Genomic DNA, 25397 nt, shown 5'->3' on the forward strand with positions numbered 1-25397 from the left:
CGTCCTACGGCGCGGGGTTCACGCGGGCAACCCGGTGCGCCGGCCTCGTGCGGGGAAGCTTGCCCCGCTCGGGGACGCTGTGCGCCCGCCGACGCGCGCAGCCCGATGCGGCGCCTGCGCGGGCAATCCGGTGCGGGCGACGGGCGCGCCCGCCCACGCGCGCAGTCCGGCGCGCCCGCCTACGCAGGCAGGGCGGCCGGGCGTCCCGACGCATCCGCCAGCACCTGCATCGGCAGGCCGTAGATCGCGGCCAGCGTCTCGGGCCGCATCAGGTCGGCGGGCGTGCCCTGCATCGCAAGCCGCCCCCCGCGCAGCGCCACCACGTGGTCGCAGAACCGCGCGGCCATGTTCACGTCGTGAAGCACGATCACCGGGCTGCGGCCCTGGTCGTGGCACATGCGGCGGACGAGCGACAGCACCTCGACCTGGTGGGCGATGTCGAGCGCGCTGATCGGCTCGTCCAGCAGAAGCGCGTGGGCGGCTTGCGCGACCATCATCGCAAGCCACGCCCGCTGCCGCTCTCCGCCCGAAAGGGTATCGACGAGGCGGCCCGCCAGCGGCTCCAGCGCGCATTCCGCCAGCGCCGCCGCAACCGCGGCGTCGTCCGTGGCCGAGAAGCGGCCCATCGCCCCGTGCCAGGGATAACGGCCGAGCGCGACCAGCTCGCGCACCGTCATCCCCTCGGCCGGGGGCGGGTGCTGGGGCAGGAACGCGAGGCGGCGGGCGTAGTCGCGGGGGCGCCAGTCGGCGAGCGCGCGATCCTCGAACCACGCCTGCCCCGCGGCCGGGGCGACCTGCCGGGCGAGGGCGCGGAGCAGCGTCGACTTGCCCGATCCGTTATGCCCGATCAGCGCGATCATCCGGCCCGCGGGCAGGTCCAGCGTCACCCCGTCCAGCAGCCTGCGTCCGGGCACGTCCACCGACAGGTTCGCGATGCGGAACAGGGTCATCTGGTGGTCCTCATCAGCAGGAACAGAAGCCAGGGCGCGCCGAGCAGCGTGGCGAAAAGGCCCAGCGGCAGCTCATAGGGGAAACCCGCCATCCGCGCGCCGAAATCGGCGGCAAGCATCAGCCCCGCCCCGGCGAGCGCCGCGCCGGTCACGTGGTCGCCGGGCCGGGCAAGGCCCATGCGGCGCGCCATGTGCGGGGCCATCAGGCCGACGAAGCTCAAGGGGCCGACCAGCACCGTCGCGGCCCCGGTGCCGAGACCCGCCAGCAGGATCAGCGCCAGCCGCGCGGGGGCGAGGCGAAGGCCCAACCCCTGCGAGACGCCCGCCTCCAGCGGCAGCAGCGCAAGCCAGCGCCGCGCCGCCAGCGCCGACCCCCACGCGCCCAGCGCCAGCACCGCGAGCGAGGCCGCGCCCTGCGGCGTCACCCGCGCCGACGACCCGCTGAGCCACGCCAGCACCGCCCAGGCGCGCGCATCGCCCGACGCCATCAGCGCCGACAGCACCGCCGCCGCGAGCGACGACACCGCGATCCCCGCCAGCAGCACCCGTTCCGGCGGCATGTCGCGACGGGCGGCGAACAGCGCGACCAGCGCAAGCGCCCCGGCCCCGCCGACCGCCGCCCCCGCGAGGGTCGCGGCCGTCCCCGGCGCCGCCAGCGCGAAGACCGCGGCGGCATAGCCCAGCGCGGCGCCGCCCGAGACGCCCAGCACCTCGGGCGAGGCGAGCGGGTTCGCGGTCAGCCGCTGCAGCACCGCCCCCGCGATCGCCAGCAGCGCGCCCGCGGCGGCCGCCGCCACCAGCCGGGGCAGGCGCATCGGCAGGAAGTCGCGCAGGCTCTGCCCGTCCAACACCGCCCAGCCGCCCGGCACGCGGCCGATCCAGACCAGCACCAGCGCCGCCAGCGCGACGACAACCGCCATCACCGCCAGCGCCCGGCCCGGCCGGGCAAGCCGCGGGGCGCGGCCTTCGGCCGCCTCGGTCCCCGGCGGGGTCGAGCCGCGCAGGCGCGGCAGCAGCCAGATCAGCAGCGGCCCGCCGATCAGCCCGGTCAGCGCGCCCGCCGGAAACATCTCTCCCCCCGCGCCCGCGACCGCCAGCACCAGCCCGTCGCAGAGCGACAGGATCAGCGCGCCGATCAGGGGGGCGAGCCACAGCACATCCTCCATCCGGCGCGCGCCGAGCGTGCGGGCGAGCGCCGGCGCGGCAAGGCCGACGAAGCCGATCAGCCCCAGCTCGGCGGACACCGCGGCCGCCATCGCGACGGCAAGCGCCATGGCGGCCAGCCGCACCAGCGCCACGTTCAGCCCCAGCCCCGCCGCGCCCGCCGCGCCGAGCGACAGGACCCGCAGCGGCCGCGCGAGCAGCGCCGCGCCGACCGCCCCGCCCGCCAGCACCAGCGCCAGCGCGCGCACGCCGGACCAGTCCTGCTGCACCAGCGACCCGCCGTTCCAGATCACCAGCGAAAGAAGATATTCCCCCTGCGCCAGCGTGAACGCGGTCGCGACCGCCGACGCGGTCATCCCGACCAGCATCCCCGCGATCACCACCGTGACCGGCGCGAACCCCCTTCGCGCGCCGACTGCCATCACCAGAGCCGCCGCCGCCCCCGCGCCCGCAAAGGCGACCGGCCGGCGCCCGCCCGCCAGCAGGTCGGGCGCGAGGATCGTCGCCATCACCAGCGCCAGCTGCGCGCCGGACGAGATTCCGAGCGTCGTCGGGTCCGCCACCGGGTTGCGCAGCACCGCCTGGATCAGCGCCCCGGCAAGCCCGAGGACCGCGCCCGCGACCAGCGCGACCACCCCGCGCGGCATCAGCCCGAAAGCGAACATGATCTGGGAAAGCCCCATCTCCTCGGGCCGGAACGGCAGCGCGGGCCAGCCGCCGGGCGGCAGCAGCCGCAGCGCCGCGGCAAGCCACAGTGCCGCCGCCAGCAGCGCCGCGGCGGGAAGAAGGACGCGCGCCGTCATCGGGGCGGCAGTCCGTTCGCAGGCGTGGTCAGCGCGGCGGAAATCAGCTCGGCGAAGCGCAGGCCCGCGAGCACGCCGCCATAGGCGCTCACGTCCGGCAGCACGTGGACGCGGCCGGCCGCGACGGCGGGCAGCGCGCGCCACAGGACGCTGCGCGAAAGCGCCGCCCGCGCGGCCACCGGCACGTCCGACACGATGACCAGCGTGGCGTCGGGGAAGTCGGCCAGCGTCTCCATCGGGACGGGCGCGAGAAAGGCGAACTGCGTCGGCTGGCGCCATGCGTTCCGCAGGCCGATCCGGGTCGCGACGCTGCCGAACAGGCTGTCCTCGCCGAAGGCGCGGAAATGGCGTGCATCGCCGATGTTGATGATGCAGACCGGCCGCCCGTCATGCGCCCGCAACCGGGCGGCGGCGGCATCGAGCGCGGCCCCGGCCCGGTCCCGCGCGGCGATGCCGGCCGCCCGGTCCCCGACCGCCTCGGCCAGCCCGGTCAGCGCCGACAGCGCGTTCGGCAGCGGCGGCTCGCCCGGCACGTAGAACGGCAGCGACATGACCGGCGCGATCGCGCGCATCCGCGGCTCGAGCGCGGTGTAGTAGGGCGAGGTCAGGATCAGGTCGGGCCGGACCAGCTGCAGCAGCTCGAAATTGGGCGAGCCCCGCAGGCCGAGGTCCACCACATCCCCGGGGATCCCGGGCGTCACCGCGTCGGCGCGGAAACGGATCAGCTCGCAGGCGGCGACCGGCATGTGGCCGATGGCGACGGCGGTTTCCAGCATCGCCCAGTCGATCGCGGCCAGCCGGGGACCGCCCGCGCCCGTCGTGAAGGAAGGGCCGGCCAGCGCCCGCCCGCCTAGCAGCAGCCCGCCCGCCGCCAGCCCCAGGAACCCGCGGCGGGAAGGCGCGGGCCTGTTCACCAGCGCCAGGTCAGCCGCGCCTGCACGTCGCGGCCTTCGCCGTAGTTGCAGCCGAACGGGTTGCAGTTCGCGACATAGGCCTTGTCGGTGATGTTGGTGACGTTGAGGCTGCCCACCACGTTCCCGCGTTCGTAGGCCACGCCCGCGTCCACCAGCGTCTCGCCCTCGACCTCGACCGTGTTGCCGTCGTCGCCGAAGCGGTCGCCCACGTGGCGCAGGCCCACGCCCGCGTCGAAGCCGTTGTCCCAGGCCTTCTTGACCCACAGGCTCGCGTTGTGCAGCGGCACGTTGACGACGCGGTTGCCGGCGAACGGGCCTTCCTTCACCTCGGTATCGTTGTAGCTGTAGGCGCCGCGCACCAGCCAGCCATGGCCGAGGTTGGCCGTCCCTTCCAGCTCGACGCTCCTCGACCAGACCTCGCCGATCTGGCTCAGCTGGCCAAGGCCGTCCGACACCGTCACGTCGGTCTGGCGCAGGTCGAAGACGGCGGCGGTGAAGTAGCCGTCGAAGGCGGCCGGCTGGTACTTCACCCCCAGCTCGACCTGCTTGCCGCGCGTCGGCTCCAGCGTGTTGCCGGCGTAGTCGCCGCCGATCTGGGCCTCGAACGAGGTGGCGTAGCTCGCATAGGGAACGAAGCCCTGCGCGGTCACGTAGGACAGGCCGACGCGCCCGGTGGTCGCGCTGTCGGTCCGGTCGGCGCTGTAGGCAGGCCCGTAGCGGTACAGCGTTCCGTCCTGTTCGACCCGGTCATGCCGCAGCGCGAGCGTCGAGCGCCAGTCGCCCCAGCTGATCTCATCCACGGCGTAAACGCCGACATGGCTGCGCGACAGGTCGTCGGCGGTGGTGAGCGGACCGCCCACGTCGGTCGTGGGGGTGCCGTAGTCCGGGTCGTCCACGCGGATCGGGTTCACGCCCTGGAAGGTGGTCGTGGTGTCGGTGTCATAGGCCAGCATGTCCACCCCGACGGTGACATCGTGGCTGGCCCCGCCCGCGTCGATCGTTCCCGACAGACGGGTGTCGAGGTTGACGGTCGCGTTGTCCTCGGCCTGGATGATCTTGCCGCGGTTGACGGTGACGCCGTCCGCCTCGAGCGCGCCGACGTAGAAGCCGACGTAGTCCCAGTCGAACTTCTGGTAGCGGAAGCCCTGCCGGAGCCGCCAGCCGTTGTCGAGATCGTGCCGCACCTCGATGCCCACGTTGGCCATGCGCCGGTCGCTCTCGTCGTCGGAGGGCTCGCCCACGTAGAACTCCCGCAGGTCCTCGGCGTCCACCAGCTCGGTCAGGGCGAAGGGCACGCGGGCCGGGCTGATCGGCGAATCGTCCTGGTAGGACAGCAGCACGTCGATCTGAGTCGCGTCGCTTACGTCATAGCGGAACGCGCCGGCGAAGTAGCCGCGCTCGTTCGTCAGCTCCTCGATCTGCTCGGCGGTCTGCTTTCCGACCCCGGTCAGGCGGTAGGCGAAGCGGTCCGAGACCTGCCGGTTCACGTCGAAGAACACCTCGGCGTCGTCATGGCTGCCGAAGCCCGCGCCCGCTTCCGAGAAATCCTCCAACTGGGCGTGCTTCTGCACCTCGTTGATGACCCCGCCCGGCGCGCCCGAGCCGTAGAGCGCCGAAGACGGGCCGCGCAGCACCTCGACCCGCTCGATGCCGTAGAGCTCGTAGGCGGGGGCGCTGAACTTCCGCATGTGGCGCAGGCCGTTGAGGAACTGCCCCTCGTCCGCGCCGAAGCCGCGCAGCAGCGGGCCGTCGAAGCGGGGGTCCGAGCCATAGGGCTCCGACAGCACGCCCGCGCTGTATTTCAGCGCCTGGCTCAGCGTCTGCGCGCCCTGGTCGCGGATCTGGTCCACCGTCACGACCGACACCGACTGCGAGGTTTCCACGAGCGGGGTCGAGGATTTCGTCACCTGCGAGGTCGGCACGACATAGCCGCTGGTGGGCGCGGTCGGATCGGTCGAGGCGTTGGCGTCGATCACGACGGTGTCCAGCACGATCGTGTCGGCGGTGCCCGTCCCGTCCGCCGATGGTGCGGTCTGGCCCCAGGCGGCGGCGGTCAGGGCGATGATGCTGGCGCCGGCGAGCAGCGGGGCGCGGAAGGTTGCGGTCACGGACGGGATCCTTGTGCGTAAGCCGATGGTGGAAGGCATAACGGTATTGCACCGCCGTCTCTCGGCCCACGCCGCCCGTTTGTCAACGAGCATAGTTGACAAATACTCTAGGCTACTGAAATGGAGATTCCAGCACCGCCGCGGCCCGCCCGCGGCGTCCCGTTCCCAGACTGCCGAGGCCCGTCATGATCGCATCGCAAAGCCGCCGCCACGCCAGGGTCCGGACGCGCAAGCCGGGGCTTCTTCCCGCCGCGGCGCTGGCCCTTGCGCTGCTGTCGGGCGCGGCGCTGGCGCAGTCGGCCCCCGACGCAGCCGAGCCCCCGGCGGCGGTCGGCACGGCCACGGCCCCGGCCCCGGCGGTCGGCACGGCCCCGGCGGCCCCGGTTCCCGCCACCCCATTCGTCGCCCCGGCCATCGCGGGCGCCGTCCCGGCCGGCACCCTGCCCCACGACCTGTCGCCCCTCGGCATGTACCGGCAGGCGGACATCGTGGTGAAGGCGGTGATGCTGGGCCTCGCCTTCGCGTCGGTGCTGACCTGGACCGTGCTGGTCATCAAGCTGGTCGAGTATCTCGGCGGCATGGCCTCGATCACCCGCGGCGCCGGGCGGATCGAGGCGGCGGACAGCCTGCGCGGCGCGCTGGCGCAGGCGAACGGCCGCGGCCCCGACGCGCGGATGCTGCGGGCGGCGGCGCGCGAGCTGAACCGGTCCGGCCCCGAGCTTTCGCACGCGGGCATCCAGGAACGGATCGGGTCCGAGCTGGGCCAGATCCAGGCCCGCGCGGTGCGGCAGATGAACCGCGGCACCGGCATCCTCGCCACGATCGGGTCGACCGCGCCCTTCGTCGGGCTGTTCGGGACCGTCTGGGGCATCATGAACAGCTTCATCGGCATTTCCGAGGCGCAGACGACCAACCTCGCCGTCGTCGCCCCCGGCATCGCCGAGGCGCTGCTGGCGACCGCGATCGGCCTTGTCGCGGCGATCCCGGCGGTCGTCATCTACAACGTGTTCGCGCGCGCCTCGGGCGGCTACCGCCTGCGCCTGACCGAGGCCGCGGCGGGCGTCGAGCGGCTGGTGTCGCGCGATCTCGACCGGCGCGCGGCCGGGATAGCGGTCTGACATGGCCGGCGGCATCCGCGACACCGGCGACGACGAGCTGGCCGAGAACCACGAGATCAACGTCACGCCCTTCATCGACGTGATGCTGGTGCTGCTCATCATCTTCATGGTGGCGGCGCCGCTCGCGACGGTGGACGTGAACGTGGACCTGCCCGTGTCGAATGCGCCCGCGTCCGGGCGTCCGGACACGCCCCTGTGGCTGACGGTCGGCGCGGATGGCGGGCTGTCGCTGGGCAACGATCCCGTGACGCGCGAACTGCTGCCGGCGGCGCTGCAGGCCGCGACCGGGGGTGATACCGAGCAGCGCATCTTCCTGCGCGCCGACCAGTCGGTCGCCTATGGCGAGCTGATGACGGTGATGAACGGCCTGCGCGACGCGGGCTACCTGAAGATCGCGCTGGTCGGGCTGGACCGCGTCAGCGCGCCGCCGTCGGCGCTTGCGCCTGCTGCTGGTGCGCCTGCGGCTGGCGTGCTTGCCGTTGATGCTGCCGATGCGAATGCGACGGCCGCCGCCCCGGTCGCGGCGGCGCCGGTGCAATGACGCGGACCGGCCTTCGATTCGGGCGGGGCCTTCTGTGGACCTCGATCGGCGCGCTGGTGCTGTCGGCTCATGTCGCGCTGGGGGCCTGGGCGATGCGCCGCCCCACCCCCGTGCTCGAGGCGCCGCCCGACGCGATCATGATCGAACTCGCGCCCGCACCGGCCGCCACGCCGGCGCCACCCGCCACGGAGGTCGCGCCCGCGCCCCAGCCTGATCAGCAGCCCGAGCCGGCAGCCGAACCGGCGGCGGAGCCGGAGCCCGCAGAGCCGGCGGTGGAGCCCGAGCCGGAACCTCTGCCCGAACCCGAGCCTCAGCCGGAACCCGAGCCGCAGCCTGAACCCGAGCCTGAGCCCCTGCCGGAGCCCGAGCCCCTGCCCGAACCGGAGCCGCAGCCGCCGGTCGAGCCCGTGCCGGTCCCCGACTTCGTGGCCCCGCCCGTGGTCCCGCTGCCGCCCCCGGATTTCGCGAGCCTCGTGCCCCCGGCGCCGCCGGAACCCGAGCCCGAGCCCTTGCCGGACTTCGTGCCGCCGCCGACAGCGACGCTGCCGCCGCCCGACTTCGCGGAACTGGAACCCGCGATCGTCCCCCCGCCGCGCCGCAAGCCCACCCCGCCCCCGCGTGTCGTCGAGCAGGAGCCTCGGCAAGAACCCGAGCAGCCGCGCCGCGAGCGCGCCCGCCGCGAAGAGCCGCGCGACACCCCGCGCGAACCCCGCCGCGAACCCAGCCGGGAGCCCGCGCGCGAGGCGCAGCCGTCGGGCAGCCGCGCGGCCGCGCAGCCCCGCGCGGCGCAGGGCGCGTCGCGGCAGGCCGGCGCCAACTGGCAGGGCCAGGTGCAGGGGCGGGTCGCATCGCACATGCGCCGGGCCCGGCTGAACGGCGCCGGCGGCACGCTGCGCGCCACCGTGAAGGTGACCGTCTCGGCCAATGGCGGCGCGTCCGCGCAGCTCGTTTCGGGCACGGGCGACGCGCGCATCGACGCCATCCTCGCGCGGCAGGCCGCGCGCATGCCACGCCTTCCCGCCCCACCCGACGGCCGTCCCAAGACGCTGACCGTCCCCATCGCAGTCGAGGTCCGATGAGCATTTCCCCCCTTGCCGGCGCGTCGGGCCGGATCGAAACGGGCGCAGGCGCCGCGGCAGCCGTGATACGGGCGCGCGCCGCCGAATGGGACGCGCCGCTGGTCGAGGACGACACCCGGCTGACGCTGCATCTCTGGGGGTGCGAGCTGCGCCTGATCCCCGACAATCCCGGCGCGCGGGTGGAGATCACGGGGGCCGAGCGGCGGCTGGTGCTGACGCTGCAGGACAGCGCGACGCAGATGCTGGCCGACGAGGGCGTGACGGTCGCGTGGGACAGCGTCGCGGTGGGCGCGCTCGCCCCCGGCCTTGCGCTGATGCGGGTGGTGTCGGCAAGGCCGGTCACGCCCGGCTATGTCCGGGTCCGCCTGACCGGGCCGGAGGCCGCGCGCTTCGCCCTCGGCAGCCTGCATTTCCGTCTGCTGCTGCCGCCGAAGGGCCGCGCGCCGGTCTGGCCGCGCATCGCCGAAAGCGGGCGCGCGGTGTGGCCCGCGGGCGATGACGCGCTGCACCGGCCCGTCTATACCGTCACCGACCAGCAGGACGACTGGCTGGAGTTCGACATCTTCCGCCACGAGGGCAGCCCGACCTGCGACTGGGCGGACCGCGTCGAACCCGGCGCCGAGGTCGGCATCATCGGCCCGGGCGGCGGCTGGTGCCCCGACGCGCACCGGCTGGACTGCTTCGGCGACGAGACCGCGCTGCCGGCGATCGCGCGGATGCTGGGGCTCGCGCAAGGATCGGTCCGGGCCTGGGTCCGCGCCTCGGCCGACGACCTGGGGCCGCTCGCGCTCGATCCCCGCGTGACGCGCTGCGACGACCTGCTGGACGCGCTCGGCGCGATCGAACCGGACGAGGACTGCCACGTCTGGTTCGCCGCGCGCGACGACCTCGCGCGGGCGGCGCGGCGCCGCCTGCTGGACCGCGGCCTGCCCAAGACCGCCTTCACCGCCGCCGCCTACTGGAGCAGGAGCGCCGGCCCGGCCGGATAGGGCGGCATCACCCGCGCGCGGCACCGCCGGCCGATCCCCGCACATCGTCGTCAGACCGTCATCCAGACGATTGCCGTGGATGGATGCTTCGGCTACGCCATGTCTGCTGTCTTGCCCGGGGTCTTTTTCGTGAAACGTCGCATCTTCGTCGGCTCCATAGCCGCCACGCTCGGCTCGACCGTGCTCGGCCCCACCCCGTTCGGCGCAAGCCGCCTTCACGCGCAGACCGCCCCCGCCCCTGCCCCCGCCGCCGTCCCGGCGACCCCGCCGCGGCCCTTCGGGTTCGACGACGTCGTGGCGATGGCGGTCGGGCTGGCGCAGGCCGACTATCAGAAGCCGACCTCGACGCTGACCGCGCCCTTCGCGGATCTCGGCTACGACTCCTATCGCGGCATCCGCTTCCGCCGCGAGGCGGACCCGTTCGGCGCCGTTCGCGGCTGGGGCCTGGACCTGCTGCCGCCGGGGATGCTGTATTCCGAGCCGGTGCGGATCAACATGGTCGACAACGGCGTCGTGCGGCCCCTGCCCTTCGATCCGGGCGTGTTCACCTTCGACGCGATCTCGTTCCCGCCCGACGCGGCGCAGCTGCCGCCGGGCGACATGAGCTGGTCGGGCTTCCGCCTGCGCGCGCCGCTGAACCGGCCCGACGTGCTGGACGAGCTGGCCGTCTGGCAGGGCGCCAGCTATTTCCGCGTGCTGGGGCGCGGCAACCACTACGGCATTTCCTGCCGCGGCCTTGCGCTGGGCACCGGCAGCGCGGCGGGCGAGGAATTCCCGTCCTTCCGCGAGTTCTGGATCGAGCAGCCCGACCTCGACGCGGGCAGCGTCACGATCTGGGCGCTGCTGGACAGCCCCTCGGTCGCGGGCGCCTACCAGTTCGTGGTGACGCCGGGTGAAAACACCCGCGTCCGCACCCGGGTCGCGCTGGTCCCCCGCCGCGCGCTGGAGGACGTGGGGATCGCGCCCCTGACCTCGATGTACTGGTTCGGGCCGTCGGACGGCGACGTTCCCGACGACTACCGCCCGGCCGTCCACGACAGCGACGGGCTGCAGATGATGACGGGCGACGGCAGCCGGCTGTGGCGGGCCCTGAACAACCCGCCCACCCTGCAGCTCTCGGCTTTCATGGACGAGGACCCGCAGGGCTTCGGCCTGATGCAGCGCGACCGCGAGTTCGCCAACTACGAGGACGCGGGCGCCTTTTACGAACGCCGCCCCTCGGCCTGGATCAGCCCGCACACCAACTGGGGCGAAGGCGCCGTCATGCTGGTCGAGATCCCGGTCGAGAGCGAGTTCCACGACAACATCGTGTCGTTCTGGAAACCCGCGCAGCCCCTCGCCCCCGGCACCCGGGTCGAGTTCGGCTACGACGCGCATCTGGGATCGACCCCCGGCGATGTCGGGCCGTACGCCCTCGTGCGCGAGACGCTGTCGGGCCGGTCGATCAACAACGCCGACGCGCGGACCTTCAACATCGACTTCGACAACGCGCTGTTCACGCCGGGCACCCTGCCCCAGGCGTCGGTGACGGCCAGCGCCGGGCGGATCGTCTATCCCTACGTCACCCACCTGCTCGACCAGGGGCTGATGCGGCTGTCGTTCGAGTTCTTCCCCCAGGGAGCCGAGCTGGTCGAACTGCAGGCGCGGCTGGAATCCGAGGCCGGACCGCTGTCGGAGACCTGGATGTACCGCTGGGTCCGCGAGTGACGGCGGAGGGCACGCTTCCCCGGAGCGGCAGCCCCGCGCCGGGTTCCGATCTCCCCGCCCCCGGCACGGGCGGCGGCATGGCCGCGCCGCCCAGCGCGGCCATGCCGGTCCATGCGGGCGGCGGGCCGACGCCGCCCGAAGCGCCGCTCGACATGCCGACGCAGGATTTCCGCGCAGCCCCGCCGCGCGGCCCCGCAAGGCTGCGCCCCACGCGCGAGGTGGTGCTGGCGCGGATCATCGCCTTCGGGGGCGGCGCGCTGATCACGGCGCTGGGGTTCTGGCAGATGTGGCTGGTGCTCAGCGGCTCGCTGCAGGCGCTGCAATACGTGCTGCTGGTCCTGTTCTCGATCACCTTCGGATGGGTCGGGTTCAGCTTCTGTTCCGTTGTGGCCGGGTTGTGCGCGAAGCTGCCGCGCACCCCCGCCGACCCCGGCAACGCCCGGATCGCGCTCGTGATGCCCGTCTACCACGAGGACGCGTCGGCCAGCCTGTCGCTGCTCGCCGCGCTCGCCGACGAGCTTGAGGCGGAGGGGCTGGCCGGCCGGGCCGAGATCTTCATCCTGTCCGACAGCCGCGAACCCGACGCCTTCGTGGCAGAGACGCTGGCCGTGTCGCAGATGCGGGAAACCTGCCCGATCCCGGTCTGGTACCGCCGCCGCACCGACAATTCGGGGCGCAAGGCGGGCAACGTGGCCGAGTTCGTGCGCCGCTGGGGCGGGCGCTACGACCAGATGGTCGTGCTCGATGCCGACAGCGTCATGTCGGGCCGCGTGATCGCCGAGATGAGCGCGCGGATGGCCGCGGACCCTGCGCTGGCGCTGATCCAGACCATCCCGGTGCTGGTCGGCGGGCAGACGATCTACGCCCGCGTCGTGCAGTTCGCGAGCCGCGTCTACGGCCCCGCCGTGGGCCGCGGCGTCGCCGCATGGTCGGGCGACAACGGCAACTTCTGGGGCCACAACGCCATGATCCGGGTCGAGGCGTTCGCTCGCTGCTGCGGCCTGCCCGACCTGCCCGGAAAACCGCCGTTCGGCGGCACGATCATGTCGCACGACTTCGTCGAAGCGGCGCTGCTGCGGCGCGCGGGCTGGAAGGTCCGGCTCGACTGGGACCTGCGCGCGAGCTACGAAGGGTGCCCGCCGACGCTTCTCGACATGGCCGTGCGCGAACGCCGCTGGGCGCAGGGGAACCTGCAGCACCTGCGCGTGATCGGTGCGCGCGGCTTCACCTGGGTCAGCCGCGCGCATTTCGTGATCGGCGTCCTCAGCTTCGTCATGAGCCCCATCTGGCTCGCGATGATCGTCGTGGGCCTTGCGCTGACCGCGCACGCGATCCTCGTGACGCCGGAGTACTTTCCGCAGACCTACCAGATGTTCCCGACCTGGCCGACCTTCGATCCCACCCGGATGAAGTGGCTGTTCGCGGCGGCCGTCGCGCTGCTGCTGCTGCCCAAGGTCTTCGCCGTCCTGCGCGCCCGCGGCCGCCCGCTGGAAGCGGCGTCCGGCGGCATGGGCCGGCTCGCCGCCGGCGCGATGTTCGAGTTCGTGCTGTCCACCCTGATCGCGCCCGTGGCCATGCTGATCCAGTCGCGTCAGATCTTCGACATCCTGCGCGGCCGCAACTCGGGCTGGGAAAGCCAGGTCCGCAAGGGCGCGATGCCGTCGTGGCAGGTCGTGTGGTCGCGCCACTGGGTCCACGTCTTCTGGGGCGTCGTGGTGCTGGCGCTGATCTGGTATCTGTCGCCCGGGCAGCTGATCTGGCTGCTGCCGATCCTTGCCGGGCTGATCCTGTCGCCTCTCGTGTCGCGGCTGACCGCGTCGTCGGTGCTGGGCCGCTGGGCGCGGATGGCGGGGCTGCTGGTCACGCCCGAGGAACGCCGGACGCCCGCCGTCCTCACCGCGTCCCTCGCGCATGCACGCCAGCTCCGCACGCCCGACGACCCGGCCGAGCGGCTGGGGAGCGATGACGCCCTGCGGGCGTCCCACGCAGTCCTGCTGCCGCCGCCGGTCGACGCGCCCGCGGCCACGCGCCTGCCCGCCATCGCCGCGGGCGCCAAGATCGCCGTCGCATCCACCCGGTCCGAGGCGCTGGCCTTCCTCGACCCGGCCGAGCGGCTCGCGCTGTTTTCCGAGCCCGAGCTTCTCGACCGCTGGGCCGCGCTGCCGCGATGAACCGGAACGCGGCGCTCGACATGCTGCGCGGCTACGCGCTGGTCTGCATCATGCTGAACCACATGCCCGCGGGGGTGCTGCGGGCGGCGACGCTGAACAACTTCGCCGTCTTCGACGCGGCCGAGCTGTTCGTCCTGCTGTCGGGCTTCCTCGTCGGCCTGGTCTGGCTGAAGATCGATGCGGCGCAGGGAACCGCAGCCGCCCGCCGGCGCTTCGCCCGGCGCGCGCTGCAGGTCTGGTGGGCGCTGGTCGCCGGCAGCGTCCTGCTGGCGGTCCTGTCGGCGCTGCTGAGCGCGCGGGGCCTGTCGCAAACCGCCGTGTGGAGCGGCTACGGCGACTGGCTGGCGCGGGACCCGGCGGGCTATCTCGGCGCCGTCATGTCGCTGTGGATGCAGCCGAACCTGGTCGACGTGCTCGCGCTCTACGTCGTCCTGATCGCCGCCGTGCCGCTTGTCCTGCCGGTGCTGGCGCGCCGCCCCGCGTTGTTCGCGGCGGGGTCCGTCGCGCTGTGGCTGGTGGCGCCGCCGCTGAACGCGATGCTGCCCAACGAGCGCGCCGGGGGCGGGCTGCTGTTCAACCCCTTCGCCTGGCAGCTTCTGTTCTTCGCGGGCGCCGCGATGGGCCTGTTCCGCCGCCGGATCATGGAGGTGCTGCGCCCCCGCAGCGCGGTCGTGACCCCGCTCGCCGTCTTCGCGGCGCTCTACAGCACGGGGATGGCGCTCCTGTGGCGGATGGGCCCGGAGGCGAAGCACCTGGCCGACCTGATGTGGCACGCGGTCGGCACGGTCGACAAATGGGGGCTCGACTGGGTCCGGCTTGTGGCGGTGATCGCCTGGGCGTGGCAGGTCGCGGTGCCGCTGGCGCGTCCGCTGGGCTGGTTCGCCGCGACCCTGCCGGGACGGGCGCTGGCGACGACGGGCCGCGGCGGCCTCGTCTCGTTCGTGGCCTGCGTGCTGCTGTCGATCCTCGGCGATGCCCTCGCCACGAACTTCATGGGCTCTGACGCGGCCTGGCGGCTGACGGTGGACCTGTTCGTCATCGTGGCGCTGTGGGGCGTGGCCGCCTTGTGGCTGAACCGCGACCGGCTGCCGCTGGTCGGCGCCGCCCGCGCTTCGGGCTAGCGGCGAGGCCCGTCGCGCCGTAAGGTTCCCGGCAAAGATCGGAGCGGGCGATGAGCAACCACCTCTATGATGCACTCGTCGCAGGCCCCGCGGCCCCCGACGCCCCCTGCCTCATCCTGCCGGGCGACGCGCCCGTCACCTACGCGCAGATCCGCGACCGCGCCGCCCGGATCGCGGCGCTTCTGACCGTGTCCGGCCTGCAACCTGGCGACCGCGTCGCGGCGCAGGTCGAGAAGTCGCCCGAGGCGCTTGCCCTTTATCTTGGCACGATCCGGGCGGGTGGCGTCTTCCTTCCGCTGAACCCGGCCTATACCGCCGCCGAGGTCGCCTATTTCGTGGGCGACGCCGAGCCCGTCGCCATCGTGTGCGATCCCGCGCGCGAAGCCGAGACGCGGACCGCTTCGGCCGCCGCGAAGGTCTTCACGCTGGATGCAGCGGGCGCGGGCACGCTGACGGACGATGCGGGGGCGATGGCCGCGGACGAGCCGGCGGCGGCGCGGCGCCCGGACGACCTCGCGGCGATCCTCTATACCTCCGGGACTACCGGGCGGTCCAAAGGGGCGATGCTGTCGCATGACAACCTGCTGTCGAACGCGCGCACGCTGACGGACGCGTGGGAGATCACCGGAGCCGATGTGCTGTTTCACGCGCTGCCGGTCTTTCACACCCACGGCCTGTTCGTCGCCTGCAATACGCTGATGCTGGCCGGCGGCGCGATGATCTGGCGGCCGCGCTTCGACCCGTCGGAGGCCGTGTCGCTGCTGCCGCGCGCCACGATGATGATGGGTGTGCCGACCTTCTACACCCGACTGCTGGACCGGCGGGATTTCACGCGCGACGTGGCAGCGGACGTGCGGGTGTTCATCTCGGGCTCCGCGCCGCTACTGCCGGAAACGCACCGCCTGTTCGAGGAACGGACCGGCCAGCGCATCCTCGAACGTTACGGCATGACGGAGACGAACATGACCACGTCGAACCCGCTTCACGGCGAGCGGCGGCCGGGGTCGGTCGGCCCGGCGCTTCCCGGCGTTGAGGTGCGGATCATGGGCGAGGCAGCGCCGCCTGACGCGGGCGCGGTGGAGCTACCCGAGAAGAACAGGGAGACTGAGCTGGCCCCCGGCGAGATCGGGATGATCGAGGTGCGCGGCCCGAACGTGTTTCAAGGCTACTGGCGGATGCCCGAACAGACCGCGGCCGAGCTTCGCCCCGACGGCTGGTTCATCACCGGGGACCTCGGGACCAAGGGGACTGACGGCTACGTCAGCATCGTCGGTCGCGCCAAGGATCTTGTGATCTCGGGCGGGCTCAACGTCTATCCGCGCGAGGTCGAGATGCTGGTCGACGACCTGCCGGGGGTGCTGGAAAGCGCCGTCATCGGCGTGCCGCACCCGGACTTCGGCGAGGCGGTGGTCGCCGTCGTCGTCCCCCGCCCCGGGGCGACGCTGGATCCCGGTGCGCTGGCCGGGGCGATGGCGGACCGGATCGCGCGCTTCAAGCAGCCCAGGCGCATCGTCGTGGCGGACGAGCTGCCCCGCAATGCGATGGGCAAGGTGCAGAAGGCGGCCCTGCGCGAGACGCACAGGGCCATGTTCGCCTGAGGGGCGGTCAGCGGCAGGAGGCGAGCGACGCGCCGAGCGACCGGATCAGCGCCGGGTAGAAGGCCGGGCCGGTCGGGATCTCGGTCCCGACGGGGTCGATCACGGCGGTCTTCGCGTCCGTGCCGGCGAAGACCGTCTGCAGCAGGCCCGGGTTGAACTGCGGCTCGGTGAAGGCGCAATCGATCTTCAGCTCCGACACCTTCGCCTGCAGCTCCGCCACCCGCGCCGGGCCCGGCGGCGTCGCGTCGCTGAGCGAGATCGACCCGGCCGCGGGCGTGTCGAAGCGGTATTCGAAATACTGATAGGCGTCGTGGAAGACGATGAAGTTCAGATCGGGCAGTTCCGCCAGCTCGGCCCGGACCTCCGCCTCGGCGGCGTCGATCTCTGCCGCGCCTTCGGCCGCGTTGGCGGCGTAGACGGGGGCGTTCGCCGGGTCGATCCGCGACAGCTCGGCGGCGATGGCGGTGAGCCAGACCTTGCCGTTTCGTGGGTCGAGCCAGGCGTGCGGGTCGGTGCCACCCTCAGCGTGGTGGTGGGCGTGGTCGTGATCGTGGGCGTGGGCGTGGTCGTGTCCCTCGTCGGCCTTGCCGTCGTGAGAATGATCGTCGTGCGCGTGGTCGTCGTGTGCGTGACCGTCATGCGCGTGGTCGTCATGCGTATGGCCGTGCCCGTGACCCTCGCCGTCGTGATGATGATGCGGCTCGAACGTCGCACCCACGCGGTTCGGCAGCCGCAGCGTGCCGGGCGCGTCCAGCAGCGCGACGCGCGCCGCCTGCGGGGCCAGCGTTTCCACCGGCTTCACCAGCCACGGGGTCAGTTCCAGCCCGACCATGAACACCGCCTGCGCCTCGGCCAGCGCCGCCGCCTCGGACGGCTTCATCGCGTAGCCGTGGGGCGACGCGCCCGGCCGCACCAGCAGGGCGGGTTCCCCCACCCCCTCCATCACTCGCGCCACCAGCCCGTGGACCGGGGCGATGTCGGCCACGATGCGGGGGCCGCTTTCCGCGGATGCCGCGACAGGAATGGCCAGCGAGAACACAACGGCGGCGGGAAGAAGGGGACGTGACATGGCTAGCTCCGTGTTGTAACGTTATTACATGAGTTACGTTATAACACTCCCGACGTCAACGCCCTGTTCCCCCGGTGCGCGCCATGACTGAGATCCACGACCACTCCGCCTGCATCTCGACCGCGATGGACCGGGTCGAGCGGCGCTGCCGGGCCGAGGGGCTGCAACTCACCCCCGTGCGCCGCCGCGTGCTGGAGATCCTGCTGGAGGAGCACCGTGCGCTCGGCGCCTACGACATCCTCGACCGCCTCAGGGCCGAGGGGATGGGCAGCCAGCCGCCGGTCGCCTATCGCGCGCTCGAGTTCCTGATGAAGCACGGCTTCGTCCACCGGATCGAGACGCTGAACGCCTTCGTCGCCTGCACCGGGGGCGAGATCGACGACCCGCACATGCCCGCCTTCCTCATCTGCCGCACCTGCCGCCGCGTGATCGAGACCCCGGCCGAAAACGGGCGCGGGCGGCTGGAAACGGCCGCAGAGGGCGCGGGCTTCGCCATCGAACACGCCGTGCGCGAGGCCGAGGGCCTGTGCGCGACCTGCCGGGCCGCATCTTGAGCGGCGGGCCGGGCGCGGCCCTGATCGGGCTCGACCGCGTCAGCGTCGCGCTGGACGGGCACCCGATCCTCGACAGCATCGACATGCAGGTGCGGCGCGGCGAGATCGTGACCATCGTCGGCCCGAACGGGTCGGGCAAGTCGACGCTGATCCGCACGATCATCGGCCTTCTGCCCGCGACCTCGGGCACGATCCGCCGCGCAGCCGGGCTGACGATCGGCTACGTCCCGCAGCGCCTCGCGATCGACCCGTCGATGCCGGTGACGGTCGGGCGCTTCATGAACCTGCCCCGCCGCAGGCCCGCCGCAGCCGTCGCCGCGGCGCTGGCCGAGGCCGGGCTTCCCGGCGTCGAGCGGCGGCAGATCGCGGGGTTGTCGGGCGGTCAGCTGCAGCGGGTGCTGCTGGCGCGCGCGCTGCTGGACAAGCCCGACCTTCTCATCCTCGACGAGGCGACCGCCGGGCTCGACCAGCCGGGGGTCGCCGCGTTCTACGCCCGGATCGAGCAGGTGCGCGCGCGCCACGGCTGCGCGGTGCTGATGGTCAGCCACGACCTGCAGATCGTGATGCGCGCATCGGACCACGTGATCTGCCTCAACGGCCATGTCTGCTGCGAAGGCACGCCCGAGAAGGTCTCGCTCTCCCCTGCCTATCACAGCCTGTTCGGCATGGCCGGGGCCGAGACGCTGGCGCTTTACCGCCACCACCACACCCACAGCCACGACGAAGACGGCGGCGGGGAAAGCGGCCGGGAAAGCGGGCGGGCCGACCGCGCCGGATGCGGCCACGATCACGGGCCGCATGGCCCCGCCGAACCCGCCCGCGCCCGGGATCACGCCTGATGCTCGACGACTTCATGATCCGCGCGGCGCTCGCCGGGATCGGGCTGGCGCTGGCCTGCGCCCCGCTGGGCTGCTTCGTCGTCTGGCGGCGCATGGCCTATTACGGCGACGCCACGGCGCACGCGGCGCTGCTGGGGGTGGCGCTGTCGCTTGCCTTCGCCGTGCCGCTGTTCCCGGCCGTGATCCTCGTCGCGCTGGCGATGGCCGCGGGCGTCACCGGGCTGACGGGCAGGAACCACGCGGGGGACACGGCGCTGGGGGTGCTGTCGCACGCCGCGCTCGCGACGGGGATGGTCGCGGTGTCGTTCGTGCCAGGGGTGCGGACCGACCTGATGGCCTATCTGTTCGGCGACATCCTCGCCGTCACGCGGGGCGACCTCGCGACGATCTGGCTGGGCGCGGGCGCGGTGGTCGCACTGCTGGCGTGGCGCTGGTCGGCGCTGCTGCTCGCGACGCTCTCGCCGGAAATGGCGGTCGCCGCCGGCATCCGGCCCAAGGCCGAGCAATGGGCGCTCAACGTCGCGCTGGCGCTGGTCGTGGCGGCGGGCATCCGCATCGTCGGCGCGCTTCTGATCAGCGCCATGCTGATCATCCCCGCCGCCGCAGCCCGCCCGCTCGTCCGCACGCCCGAGGCGATGGCCGTCGCCGCCGGCGGGATCGGGATCGCGGGCGTGCTGGGCGGACTTGCCGGCGCGTGGAACGCCGACCTGCCGGCCGGCCCGGCGATCGTCTGCGCGGTCACGATCCTGTTCCTGCTCGGCGTGCTCGTCGGCGCAGTCGGGCGGGGCCGGCGGAAGCGAGCCGGAGGAACTCTTTGATCTTGCGGAAGGTTGCGTAACAAAGATCAAGCTGCATCGCGGTCGCGGCGACCTTACGTCTCGTGAACGGCCTGCGGACCGGAATGGGGAAAACAAGGAACGCGATGACGAGCCGGATCGTAGCTGTGTCGGATTTCTGCGACGGCGTTCCGCCCGCTCCGAGCCGGTATCACCTCCCCGATTTCACGCGCATCTGGGCAGGCCACGACCTGCCTCCCGCGCGCGCAGCCAACGTCTCGGCCCCCGATGTCCGCGTGGTCGGCGGCTATCTCGAGCGGCTGCCGCTGGCCGCCGTGGCGGCGGGGCTCGTCGAGCGGGCCGAGGTCTGGCAGTTCGCCGGGCACGACGACGCGCCGTTCGACAGCGGCCGCTGGCTTGGCGGCCATGACCGCCACGCCGCTCCGCGCCCGCCCGCGCCCGCGGGGCTGACCCGGCGGACCTTCCGCGCCGACGGGCACCCCGCGCCCTACGGATCGGCCGACGCGCTCGCCCACATCGCCCGCCACGGCGCGCCCGAGATCCTGTGCGTCTGGGGCCTCGGCGTGAACGAGGCGCTGCTGAATGCCTGCCAGGACAGCATCCGCATCTACAACTCGATCGACGCCGACCCGATCCGCATCCCGCCCGAGGTCAGCCGCCACTTCGACATCTTCCTGACCGGATCGGAATGGCAGTCCGACCGCATCCACGCCCGCCACCCCGCCGCGATCTGCGAGGTGCTGCCGATCGGGCCGGATTTCGCGTCGGACCTGACCTTCCACCCGACCGGCGCGGCCAAGGACTACGACGTCGTCTATGTGGCCGCGACCCAGCCCTACAAGCGCCACGACCTGCTGCTGGACGCGCTCGACCGCCTGCCCCGCAGCGTCCGCGCGCTCTGCGTCGTGGGCTACGGCCACCTGACCGACGAGCTGCGGGCCGAGGGCGAGCGGCGCGGCCTGAACATCGACTGGGTCGGCCCGGTCAGCCATGACGAGGTCAACGCCCTCATCAACCGTGCCCGCGTGGGGGTCGTGTGCGGGGTCGATGACGGCGCCCCGGCGATCCTGACCGAATACATGCTGGCCGGGCTGCCGGTGCTCGCCAACGATCGGCTGGTCTGCGGGCGGCAGTACATCCGCCCCGACACCGGCCTGACCGCCCCCGAAGACCGCTTCCACGAAGCGCTCGCCAGCCTGATTGCGCGTTCCGCGCAGTTCGACACCCGCGCCGTCGTCCAGGCGAACTGGACGTGGCCCCATTCCATCCGCCAGCTTACGGCGCTGATTGACAAGGCACGCGGTTATCGTGCCGGAAGGGTTTCCGCATGACTTCTGTCACTCCGACCATCACCGCCGCGGCGGTCCAGGCGCAGGCGTCGCCCGCGCCCCTGATCTGCTTCTCGCACCTGCGCTGGGATTTCGTGCTGCAGCGCCCGCAGCACCTGATCGGCCGCTTCGCCGCCGACCGCCGCGTGATCTTCTGGGAAGAGATGATCCCGGTCGACCACCACCTGCCGTTCCTCGAATTCCATACCTTCCCCGGCACCACCGTGCAGGCCGTCCGGCCGCGCGTGCCCCGCGCCTTCTCGCCCGAGGAGACCGAGCGCGCGCTGGCCCGCCTTCTCGACCAGATGCTGGCGCTCACCGGGATCGCCGACCCCGTGCTGTGGTTCTACACCCCGCAGATGTGGCCGATCGCGCGGCATGTGCAGGCAAGCGCCGTCGTCTATGACTGCATGGACGAGCTGTCGAACTTCCGCTTCGCCCCCGCCGACCTGCGCCGGAACGAGGCCGACCTGATGGCTGCGGCCGACGTCGTCTTCACCGGCGGCCACAGCCTTTACGAGGCGAAGCGCGTCCAGCACGACAACATCCACCCCTTCCCGTCCAGCGTGGACGCGCGCCACTTCGCGCAGGCGCGCGTGGCGCAGGGCGATCCCGCCGACCAGACCGCGATCCCGCATCCGCGCTTCGGCTACTACGGCGTGATCGACGAACGGCTGGACCTCGACCTGCTGCGCGACATGGCGGCGGCGCATCCCGACTGGCACATCGTCATGCTGGGGCCGGTCGCCAAGATCGCCGACGCCGACCTTCCGCGCGCGGCCAACATCCACTGGCTGGGGCAGAAGCAGTATGCCGACCTGCCCGCCTATCTGTCGGGCTGGGACGTGGCGCTGATGCCGTTCGCCATCAACGAGGCGACGCGCTTCATCAGCCCGACCAAGACGCCCGAATACCTCGCCGGCGGCCGCCCCGTCGTATCGACCGCGATCCGTGACGTGATCCGCCAGTACGGCGAAACCGAGGCGGTGCGGATCGCCGCCGACCGGCCCGGCTTCATCGCCGCCTGCGCGGATGCGCTGGCGATGGCGCGCGGCCCCTCGACCGCGTGGCGCGACGCCGCCGACAACATGCTCGCGACCCTCAGCTGGGACGCGACCTTCCGGCACATGAACCGGCTCGTGACCGAGGCTGCCGCCGCCCGCGTGGAACGCCGCGGCGACGACCGCTTCCCCGCGCCGGGCATCCGCCGCGGGGCGGCGCGCCCCTACGACGTCGTGATCGCGGGCGCGGGCTTCGCCGGGTCCGTGCTTGCCGAGCGCCTGGCCGAGGCGTCGGGCCAGCGGGTGCTGGTCGTGGACAAGCGCGACCACGTCGCGGGCAACGCCTACGACCACCACGACGCGGCGGGCGTGCTGGTCCACCGCTACGGGCCCCACATCTTCCACACCAACAGCGACGACGTGGTGAACTATCTCTCGCGCTTCACCGCGTGGCGGCCCTACGAGCACCGCGTGCTGGCGCAGGTCGGCGACCGGCGGGTGCCGATGCCGATCAACCGCACCACCGTCAACGCGCTCTACGGCCTGAACCTCTCGACCGAGGCCGAGGTCGCGGCCTTCCTCGCCGCGCAGGCCGAGCCGGTGGCCGAGATCAGGAACAGCCGCGACGTGGTGGTGAACGCGGTCGGGACGCGCCTCTACGAGACGTTCTTCCAGGGCTACACCCGCAAGCAATGGGGGCTGGATCCGTCCGAACTGGACAAGTCCGTCACCTCGCGCGTGCCGACGCGCACCAACGCCGACGACCGCTACTTCACCGACAGCTTCCAGGCGATGCCGCGCGACGGCTTCACCCGCATGTTCGAGCGGATGCTGGACCACCCGCTGATCGACCTCGCGCTGGGGCAGGACTTCCACGACCTTCCCGAACGCGACCTCGCGCCGCTGACGATCTACACCGGCCCGATCGACGCCTTCTTCGGCCACCGCTTCGGCCAGCTGCCCTATCGCAGCCTGAAGTTCCGCCACGAGACGCTGGACCAGCGCCGCCTGCAGGAAGTCGCCGTGGTGAACTATCCGGCCGAGGACGTGCCCTACACCCGCGTCACGGAATACAAGCACCTGACCGGCCAGATCCATCCGCGGACCTCGATCACCTACGAGTATCCGTCGGCCGAAGGCGATCCCTACTACCCGATCCCGCGGCCGGAAAACCAGGCGCTGTTCAAGCGCTACGAGGCGCTGGCGCTGGAACGCCCCGACGTGATCTTCGCCGGGCGGCTGGGCACCTACCGCTACTACAACATGGACCAGGTGGTCGGGCAGGCGCTGTCGATCCATCGCCGCCTCGCCGCCCGGCTTCCTGCGACGTCGTCGGTGATCGCCGGGGAATGACTTGGCGCCTGCCGTGCTGCCTCCCAGGATTTCGGACCCGACCCGAACCGTCGTGATGGCGACCGACAGCCCGGATCCGTCCGGGGTGGGCCGCCACATGCTGACGCTCGCGCGCGCGCTGCCCCCTGGCTGGCGCGCCCGCCTCGTCTTTCCCGACCACGACGCCGGCCGGTCGCTCGCGGCCGAGGGGCGCCGCCTCGGGGTCGCGGCGGCGACCGCGGCCGGCGGGCGCTGGCGCCACGCGCTCGCGGGTGCGGACCTCGTCCACGTCCATGCCGGGATCGGCTGGGAAGGGCACGGGCTTGCAGGCGTGACGGACGCGCCCGTGGTGCGGACCGAGCATCTGCCGTGGCTCATCACCTGCCCGCAGCAGCGGGCGGACTATGCCCGCATGGTGGCGCGGCTCGACGCTGTCATCACCGTCAGCCGCGCCGCCGCCGACAGCTGGCGGCCGGTGCTGGCGACGATGGGCGGGCCGCGCGTGCCGATGGCCTGCATCCCGAACGGAATCGAGGCCGGCCCGGGCGCGGATCGCCCGGCGCGGCGCAAGGACGCCCCGCAGACGATCCTGTGCGTGGCCCGGTTCACCCCGCAGAAGAACCACCGCACCCTGATCACCGCGATGGCGCGGCTGGCGCGCACCCATCCCCACGCCCGGTTGCGGCTGGTCGGCGGCGGCCCCGAACAGGGCCGCATCCGCGCGCGCGCCGCGCGGCACGGGCTCGACGTCGAGTTCCTCGGGCCGCGCGACGACGTGCCCGCGCTGATGGCGGAGGCGGACCTCCTCGCGCTCCCCTCCTCGTTCGAGGGCCTGCCGCTGGTCGTGCTCGAGGCGATGGCGCATGGCCTTCCCGTCATCGCCACCCGCATCGGCGGCGTGACCGAGGCGCTGGGGCCGGACCACCCGTGGCTCGTCCCGCCCGCCAACCCCCGCGCGCTGGCCCGCGCGCTGGCGGCCGCGATCGACGACGCAGCGGCACGCGCTGCCACCGCCTTGTCGCAGCGCGCGCGCTATGATGCATTCTACACCGCAACCCGCATGGGCGAGGATACCGCCCAGCTCTATGCCGCCGTGCTGCGCGGCCAACGACAAAGGACTTCGGGACATGACTACGACACGTCTGGGCTTCATCGGCGCGGGGGGCATCGCCCACCGGCATTTCGGCGTCCTGGAACAGATGCACGACGTGCGGATCGTGGCGGTGGCCGACCCTGACGCGCACCGGGCGGGCGAAGCGGCGGGGCGCTTCGGCGCGCAGGCGTTCGCCACTCATGCCGAGATGCTGGACGCGGTCGAACTCGACGCCGTCTACATCTGCGTGCCGCCCTTCGCCCATGGCGACGCGGAACGCGCCTGCATCGCGCGGGGCCTGCCCTTCTTCGTGGAAAAGCCGTTGTCCCTCGACCTCGGCCTTGCCGAGGAGATCGCGGCCGAGGTCGAGCGCGCGGGCCTCATCACCGCCGTCGGCTATCACTGGCGCTACCTCGACACCGTGGACGAGGCGCGCGCGCGGCTGGCCGACAACCCGGCGCAGCTGATGACCGGCTTCTGGCTCGACCAGACCCCGCCGCCGCAGTGGTGGTGGCGCGAGGACGCGTCGGGCGGCCAGGTCGTCGAGCAGGCGACCCACATCATCGACCTCGCCCGGTTCCTGTCGGGCGACGTGACCGAGGTGTTCGGGCTGGCGAGCCACCGCCCGCGGCAGGACTTCGAGGGGCTGACGGTGCCCACCGCGACCACGGCGAGCCTGCGCTTCGCGTCGGGCACGATCGCGAACCTCGCGGCGACCTGCCTCCTGCGCTGGAACCACCGCGTCGGCCTGCACGTCTTCGCCGACGCGCTGGCGATGGAGATCACCGACCACGACATCATGATCGACACGGGCCACGGCCGCCCGGTGCGCCATGCCGAGGGCGACCCCGTCTGGCGCGAGGACCGCGACTTCATCGACGCCGTGCAGGGCCGCGAGAACCGCATCCGCTGCCCCTACGCCGAGGCGCTCGAGACGCACCGCGTCGCGCTTGCCGTCTCGAAGTCGGCCGCGACCGGCGCCCTCGTGAAGATGGAGGTGCTGCGGTCGAACCCGCAGCCCTTTTTTCGTCAAGCCGCTGCGGCGGATTCCGGCGCTGGCGCATCAGCATAGGCACATCCGCAGCCTCGGGATCGAGCGCGAGAACGAGCCCTACTTCTTC

At 72.7% G+C, this 25397-nt stretch carries 20 protein-coding genes; 15 read left to right on the top strand and 5 right to left on the bottom strand.

Annotated elements, in window-relative coordinates; all coding sequences use genetic code 11:
* Nucleotides 1-179 precede the first annotated feature (179 nt).
* The 4 genes from ELI80_RS03420 to ELI80_RS03435 are packed head-to-tail and all read right to left on the bottom strand — an operon-like array spanning nt 180 to nt 5939.
* A complete protein-coding gene (locus tag ELI80_RS03420; RefSeq protein ID WP_136649585.1) occupies nt 180-950 on the bottom strand; it encodes an ATP-binding cassette domain-containing protein in 771 nt (256 codons plus the stop codon).
* Nucleotides 947-2917, bottom strand: coding sequence for a Fe(3+)-hydroxamate ABC transporter permease FhuB (fhuB, locus tag ELI80_RS03425; protein WP_136649586.1), 1971 nt, complete (start codon nt 2915-2917; stop codon nt 947-949). Before fhuB ends, ELI80_RS03420 begins: the two co-directional genes overlap by 4 nt.
* Complete coding sequence (locus ELI80_RS03430; protein ID WP_438943051.1) at nt 2914-3834, bottom strand: iron-siderophore ABC transporter substrate-binding protein; 921 nt, start codon at nt 3832-3834, stop codon at nt 2914-2916. Before ELI80_RS03430 ends, fhuB begins: the two co-directional genes overlap by 4 nt.
* Nucleotides 3828-5939: a TonB-dependent siderophore receptor gene (locus ELI80_RS03435; protein ID WP_236641303.1), complete on the bottom strand. Its 2112-nt coding sequence runs from the start codon at nt 5937-5939 to the stop codon at nt 3828-3830. Before ELI80_RS03435 ends, ELI80_RS03430 begins: the two co-directional genes overlap by 7 nt.
* Nucleotides 5940-6124: 185 nt before the next feature.
* Between ELI80_RS03435 and exbB the strand changes: the two genes are divergently transcribed.
* The 8 genes from exbB (at nt 6125) to ELI80_RS03475 (ending at nt 16263) form a co-directional block, all read left to right on the top strand.
* On the top strand, nt 6125-7057 hold the full coding sequence (gene exbB / locus ELI80_RS03440) for a tonB-system energizer ExbB (protein WP_136649588.1): 933 nt from the start codon (nt 6125-6127) through the stop codon (nt 7055-7057).
* 1 nt (nt 7058) lies between these two features.
* Nucleotides 7059-7598 carry a TonB system transport protein ExbD gene (gene exbD / locus ELI80_RS03445; RefSeq protein ID WP_136649589.1) on the top strand — a complete coding sequence of 180 codons (540 nt, stop codon included), beginning with the start codon at nt 7059-7061 and terminating at the stop codon, nt 7596-7598.
* Complete coding sequence (locus ELI80_RS03450; RefSeq protein WP_136649590.1) at nt 7595-8677, top strand: TonB C-terminal domain-containing protein; 1083 nt, start codon at nt 7595-7597, stop codon at nt 8675-8677. The genes exbD and ELI80_RS03450 overlap by 4 nt, the downstream gene beginning before the upstream one ends.
* Entirely contained in the window at nt 8674-9666 is a 993-nt protein-coding gene (locus ELI80_RS03455; protein ID WP_136649591.1) for a siderophore-interacting protein, read from the top strand. The genes ELI80_RS03450 and ELI80_RS03455 overlap by 4 nt, the downstream gene beginning before the upstream one ends.
* A gap of 129 nt (nt 9667-9795) precedes the next feature.
* Nucleotides 9796-11373: an OpgD/OpgG family glucan biosynthesis protein gene (locus tag ELI80_RS03460; RefSeq protein ID WP_161596418.1), complete on the top strand. Its 1578-nt coding sequence runs from the start codon at nt 9796-9798 to the stop codon at nt 11371-11373.
* 77 nt (nt 11374-11450) lie between these two features.
* Entirely contained in the window at nt 11451-13544 is a 2094-nt protein-coding gene (gene mdoH / locus ELI80_RS03465) for a glucans biosynthesis glucosyltransferase MdoH (protein WP_136649593.1), read from the top strand.
* Entirely contained in the window at nt 13541-14665 is a 1125-nt protein-coding gene (gene opgC, locus ELI80_RS03470; RefSeq protein WP_136649594.1) for an OpgC domain-containing protein, read from the top strand. The genes mdoH and opgC overlap by 4 nt, the downstream gene beginning before the upstream one ends.
* A gap of 50 nt (nt 14666-14715) precedes the next feature.
* Nucleotides 14716-16263 (top strand): malonate--CoA ligase, encoded by a 1548-nt coding sequence (locus ELI80_RS03475; protein ID WP_136649595.1) that lies wholly within the window; start codon nt 14716-14718, stop codon nt 16261-16263.
* Between the two features lie 7 nt (nt 16264-16270).
* Here the strand turns inward: ELI80_RS03475 and ELI80_RS03480 are convergent, their stop codons facing one another.
* On the bottom strand, nt 16271-17332 hold the full coding sequence (locus ELI80_RS03480) for a zinc ABC transporter substrate-binding protein (protein ID WP_136649596.1): 1062 nt from the start codon (nt 17330-17332) through the stop codon (nt 16271-16273).
* Between the two features lie 83 nt (nt 17333-17415).
* Here ELI80_RS03480 and ELI80_RS03485 point away from each other — a divergent pair, with 83 nt between their 5' ends.
* The 7 genes from ELI80_RS03485 (at nt 17416) to ELI80_RS16160 (ending at nt 25348) form a co-directional block, all read left to right on the top strand.
* The gene (locus tag ELI80_RS03485) at nt 17416-17886 is read left to right on the top strand and encodes a transcriptional repressor (protein ID WP_136649597.1); all 471 of its coding nucleotides are present in this window, start codon (nt 17416-17418) and stop codon (nt 17884-17886) included.
* Nucleotides 17859-18725, top strand: coding sequence for an ATP-binding cassette domain-containing protein (locus tag ELI80_RS03490; RefSeq protein ID WP_438943049.1), 867 nt, complete (start codon nt 17859-17861; stop codon nt 18723-18725). The genes ELI80_RS03485 and ELI80_RS03490 overlap by 28 nt, the downstream gene beginning before the upstream one ends.
* Nucleotides 18725-19543 carry a metal ABC transporter permease gene (locus ELI80_RS03495; RefSeq protein ID WP_136649598.1) on the top strand — a complete coding sequence of 273 codons (819 nt, stop codon included), beginning with the start codon at nt 18725-18727 and terminating at the stop codon, nt 19541-19543. The genes ELI80_RS03490 and ELI80_RS03495 overlap by 1 nt, the downstream gene beginning before the upstream one ends.
* Nucleotides 19544-19647: 104 nt before the next feature.
* Entirely contained in the window at nt 19648-20853 is a 1206-nt protein-coding gene (locus ELI80_RS03500) for a glycosyltransferase (RefSeq protein WP_201740537.1), read from the top strand.
* The gene (gene glf, locus ELI80_RS03505) at nt 20850-23204 is read left to right on the top strand and encodes a UDP-galactopyranose mutase (RefSeq protein ID WP_136649599.1); all 2355 of its coding nucleotides are present in this window, start codon (nt 20850-20852) and stop codon (nt 23202-23204) included. Before ELI80_RS03500 ends, glf begins: the two co-directional genes overlap by 4 nt.
* 55 nt (nt 23205-23259) lie before the next feature.
* Entirely contained in the window at nt 23260-24420 is a 1161-nt protein-coding gene (locus ELI80_RS16155) for a glycosyltransferase family 4 protein (RefSeq protein WP_201740538.1), read from the top strand.
* On the top strand, nt 24311-25348 hold the full coding sequence (locus tag ELI80_RS16160; RefSeq protein WP_201740539.1) for a Gfo/Idh/MocA family protein: 1038 nt from the start codon (nt 24311-24313) through the stop codon (nt 25346-25348). The genes ELI80_RS16155 and ELI80_RS16160 overlap by 110 nt, the downstream gene beginning before the upstream one ends.
* The last annotated feature ends 49 nt before the right edge of the window (nt 25349-25397 follow it).

Source organism: Paracoccus aeridis (genome assembly GCF_004923205.2).
GTDB classification, from domain to species: Bacteria; Pseudomonadota; Alphaproteobacteria; order Rhodobacterales; family Rhodobacteraceae; genus Paracoccus; species Paracoccus aeridis.

Coding starts and splice junctions, on each gene's coding strand:
- ELI80_RS03420 (WP_136649585.1), bottom strand. CDS start 950: ATGACCCTGTTCCGCATCGCGAACCTGTCGGTGGACGTGCCCGGACGC.
- fhuB (WP_136649586.1), bottom strand. CDS start 2,917: ATGACGGCGCGCGTCCTTCTTCCCGCCGCGGCGCTGCTGGCGGCGGCA.
- exbB (WP_136649588.1), top strand. CDS start 6,125: ATGATCGCATCGCAAAGCCGCCGCCACGCCAGGGTCCGGACGCGCAAG.
- exbD (WP_136649589.1), top strand. CDS start 7,059: ATGGCCGGCGGCATCCGCGACACCGGCGACGACGAGCTGGCCGAGAAC.
- ELI80_RS03450 (WP_136649590.1), top strand. CDS start 7,595: ATGACGCGGACCGGCCTTCGATTCGGGCGGGGCCTTCTGTGGACCTCG.
- ELI80_RS03455 (WP_136649591.1), top strand. CDS start 8,674: ATGAGCATTTCCCCCCTTGCCGGCGCGTCGGGCCGGATCGAAACGGGC.
- mdoH (WP_136649593.1), top strand. CDS start 11,451: ATGGCCGCGCCGCCCAGCGCGGCCATGCCGGTCCATGCGGGCGGCGGG.
- opgC (WP_136649594.1), top strand. CDS start 13,541: ATGAACCGGAACGCGGCGCTCGACATGCTGCGCGGCTACGCGCTGGTC.
- ELI80_RS03475 (WP_136649595.1), top strand. CDS start 14,716: ATGAGCAACCACCTCTATGATGCACTCGTCGCAGGCCCCGCGGCCCCC.
- ELI80_RS03480 (WP_136649596.1), bottom strand. CDS start 17,332: ATGTCACGTCCCCTTCTTCCCGCCGCCGTTGTGTTCTCGCTGGCCATT.
- ELI80_RS03485 (WP_136649597.1), top strand. CDS start 17,416: ATGACTGAGATCCACGACCACTCCGCCTGCATCTCGACCGCGATGGAC.
- ELI80_RS03495 (WP_136649598.1), top strand. CDS start 18,725: ATGCTCGACGACTTCATGATCCGCGCGGCGCTCGCCGGGATCGGGCTG.
- ELI80_RS03500 (WP_201740537.1), top strand. CDS start 19,648: ATGACGAGCCGGATCGTAGCTGTGTCGGATTTCTGCGACGGCGTTCCG.
- glf (WP_136649599.1), top strand. CDS start 20,850: ATGACTTCTGTCACTCCGACCATCACCGCCGCGGCGGTCCAGGCGCAG.
- ELI80_RS16155 (WP_201740538.1), top strand. CDS start 23,260: ATGGCGACCGACAGCCCGGATCCGTCCGGGGTGGGCCGCCACATGCTG.
- ELI80_RS16160 (WP_201740539.1), top strand. CDS start 24,311: ATGACTACGACACGTCTGGGCTTCATCGGCGCGGGGGGCATCGCCCAC.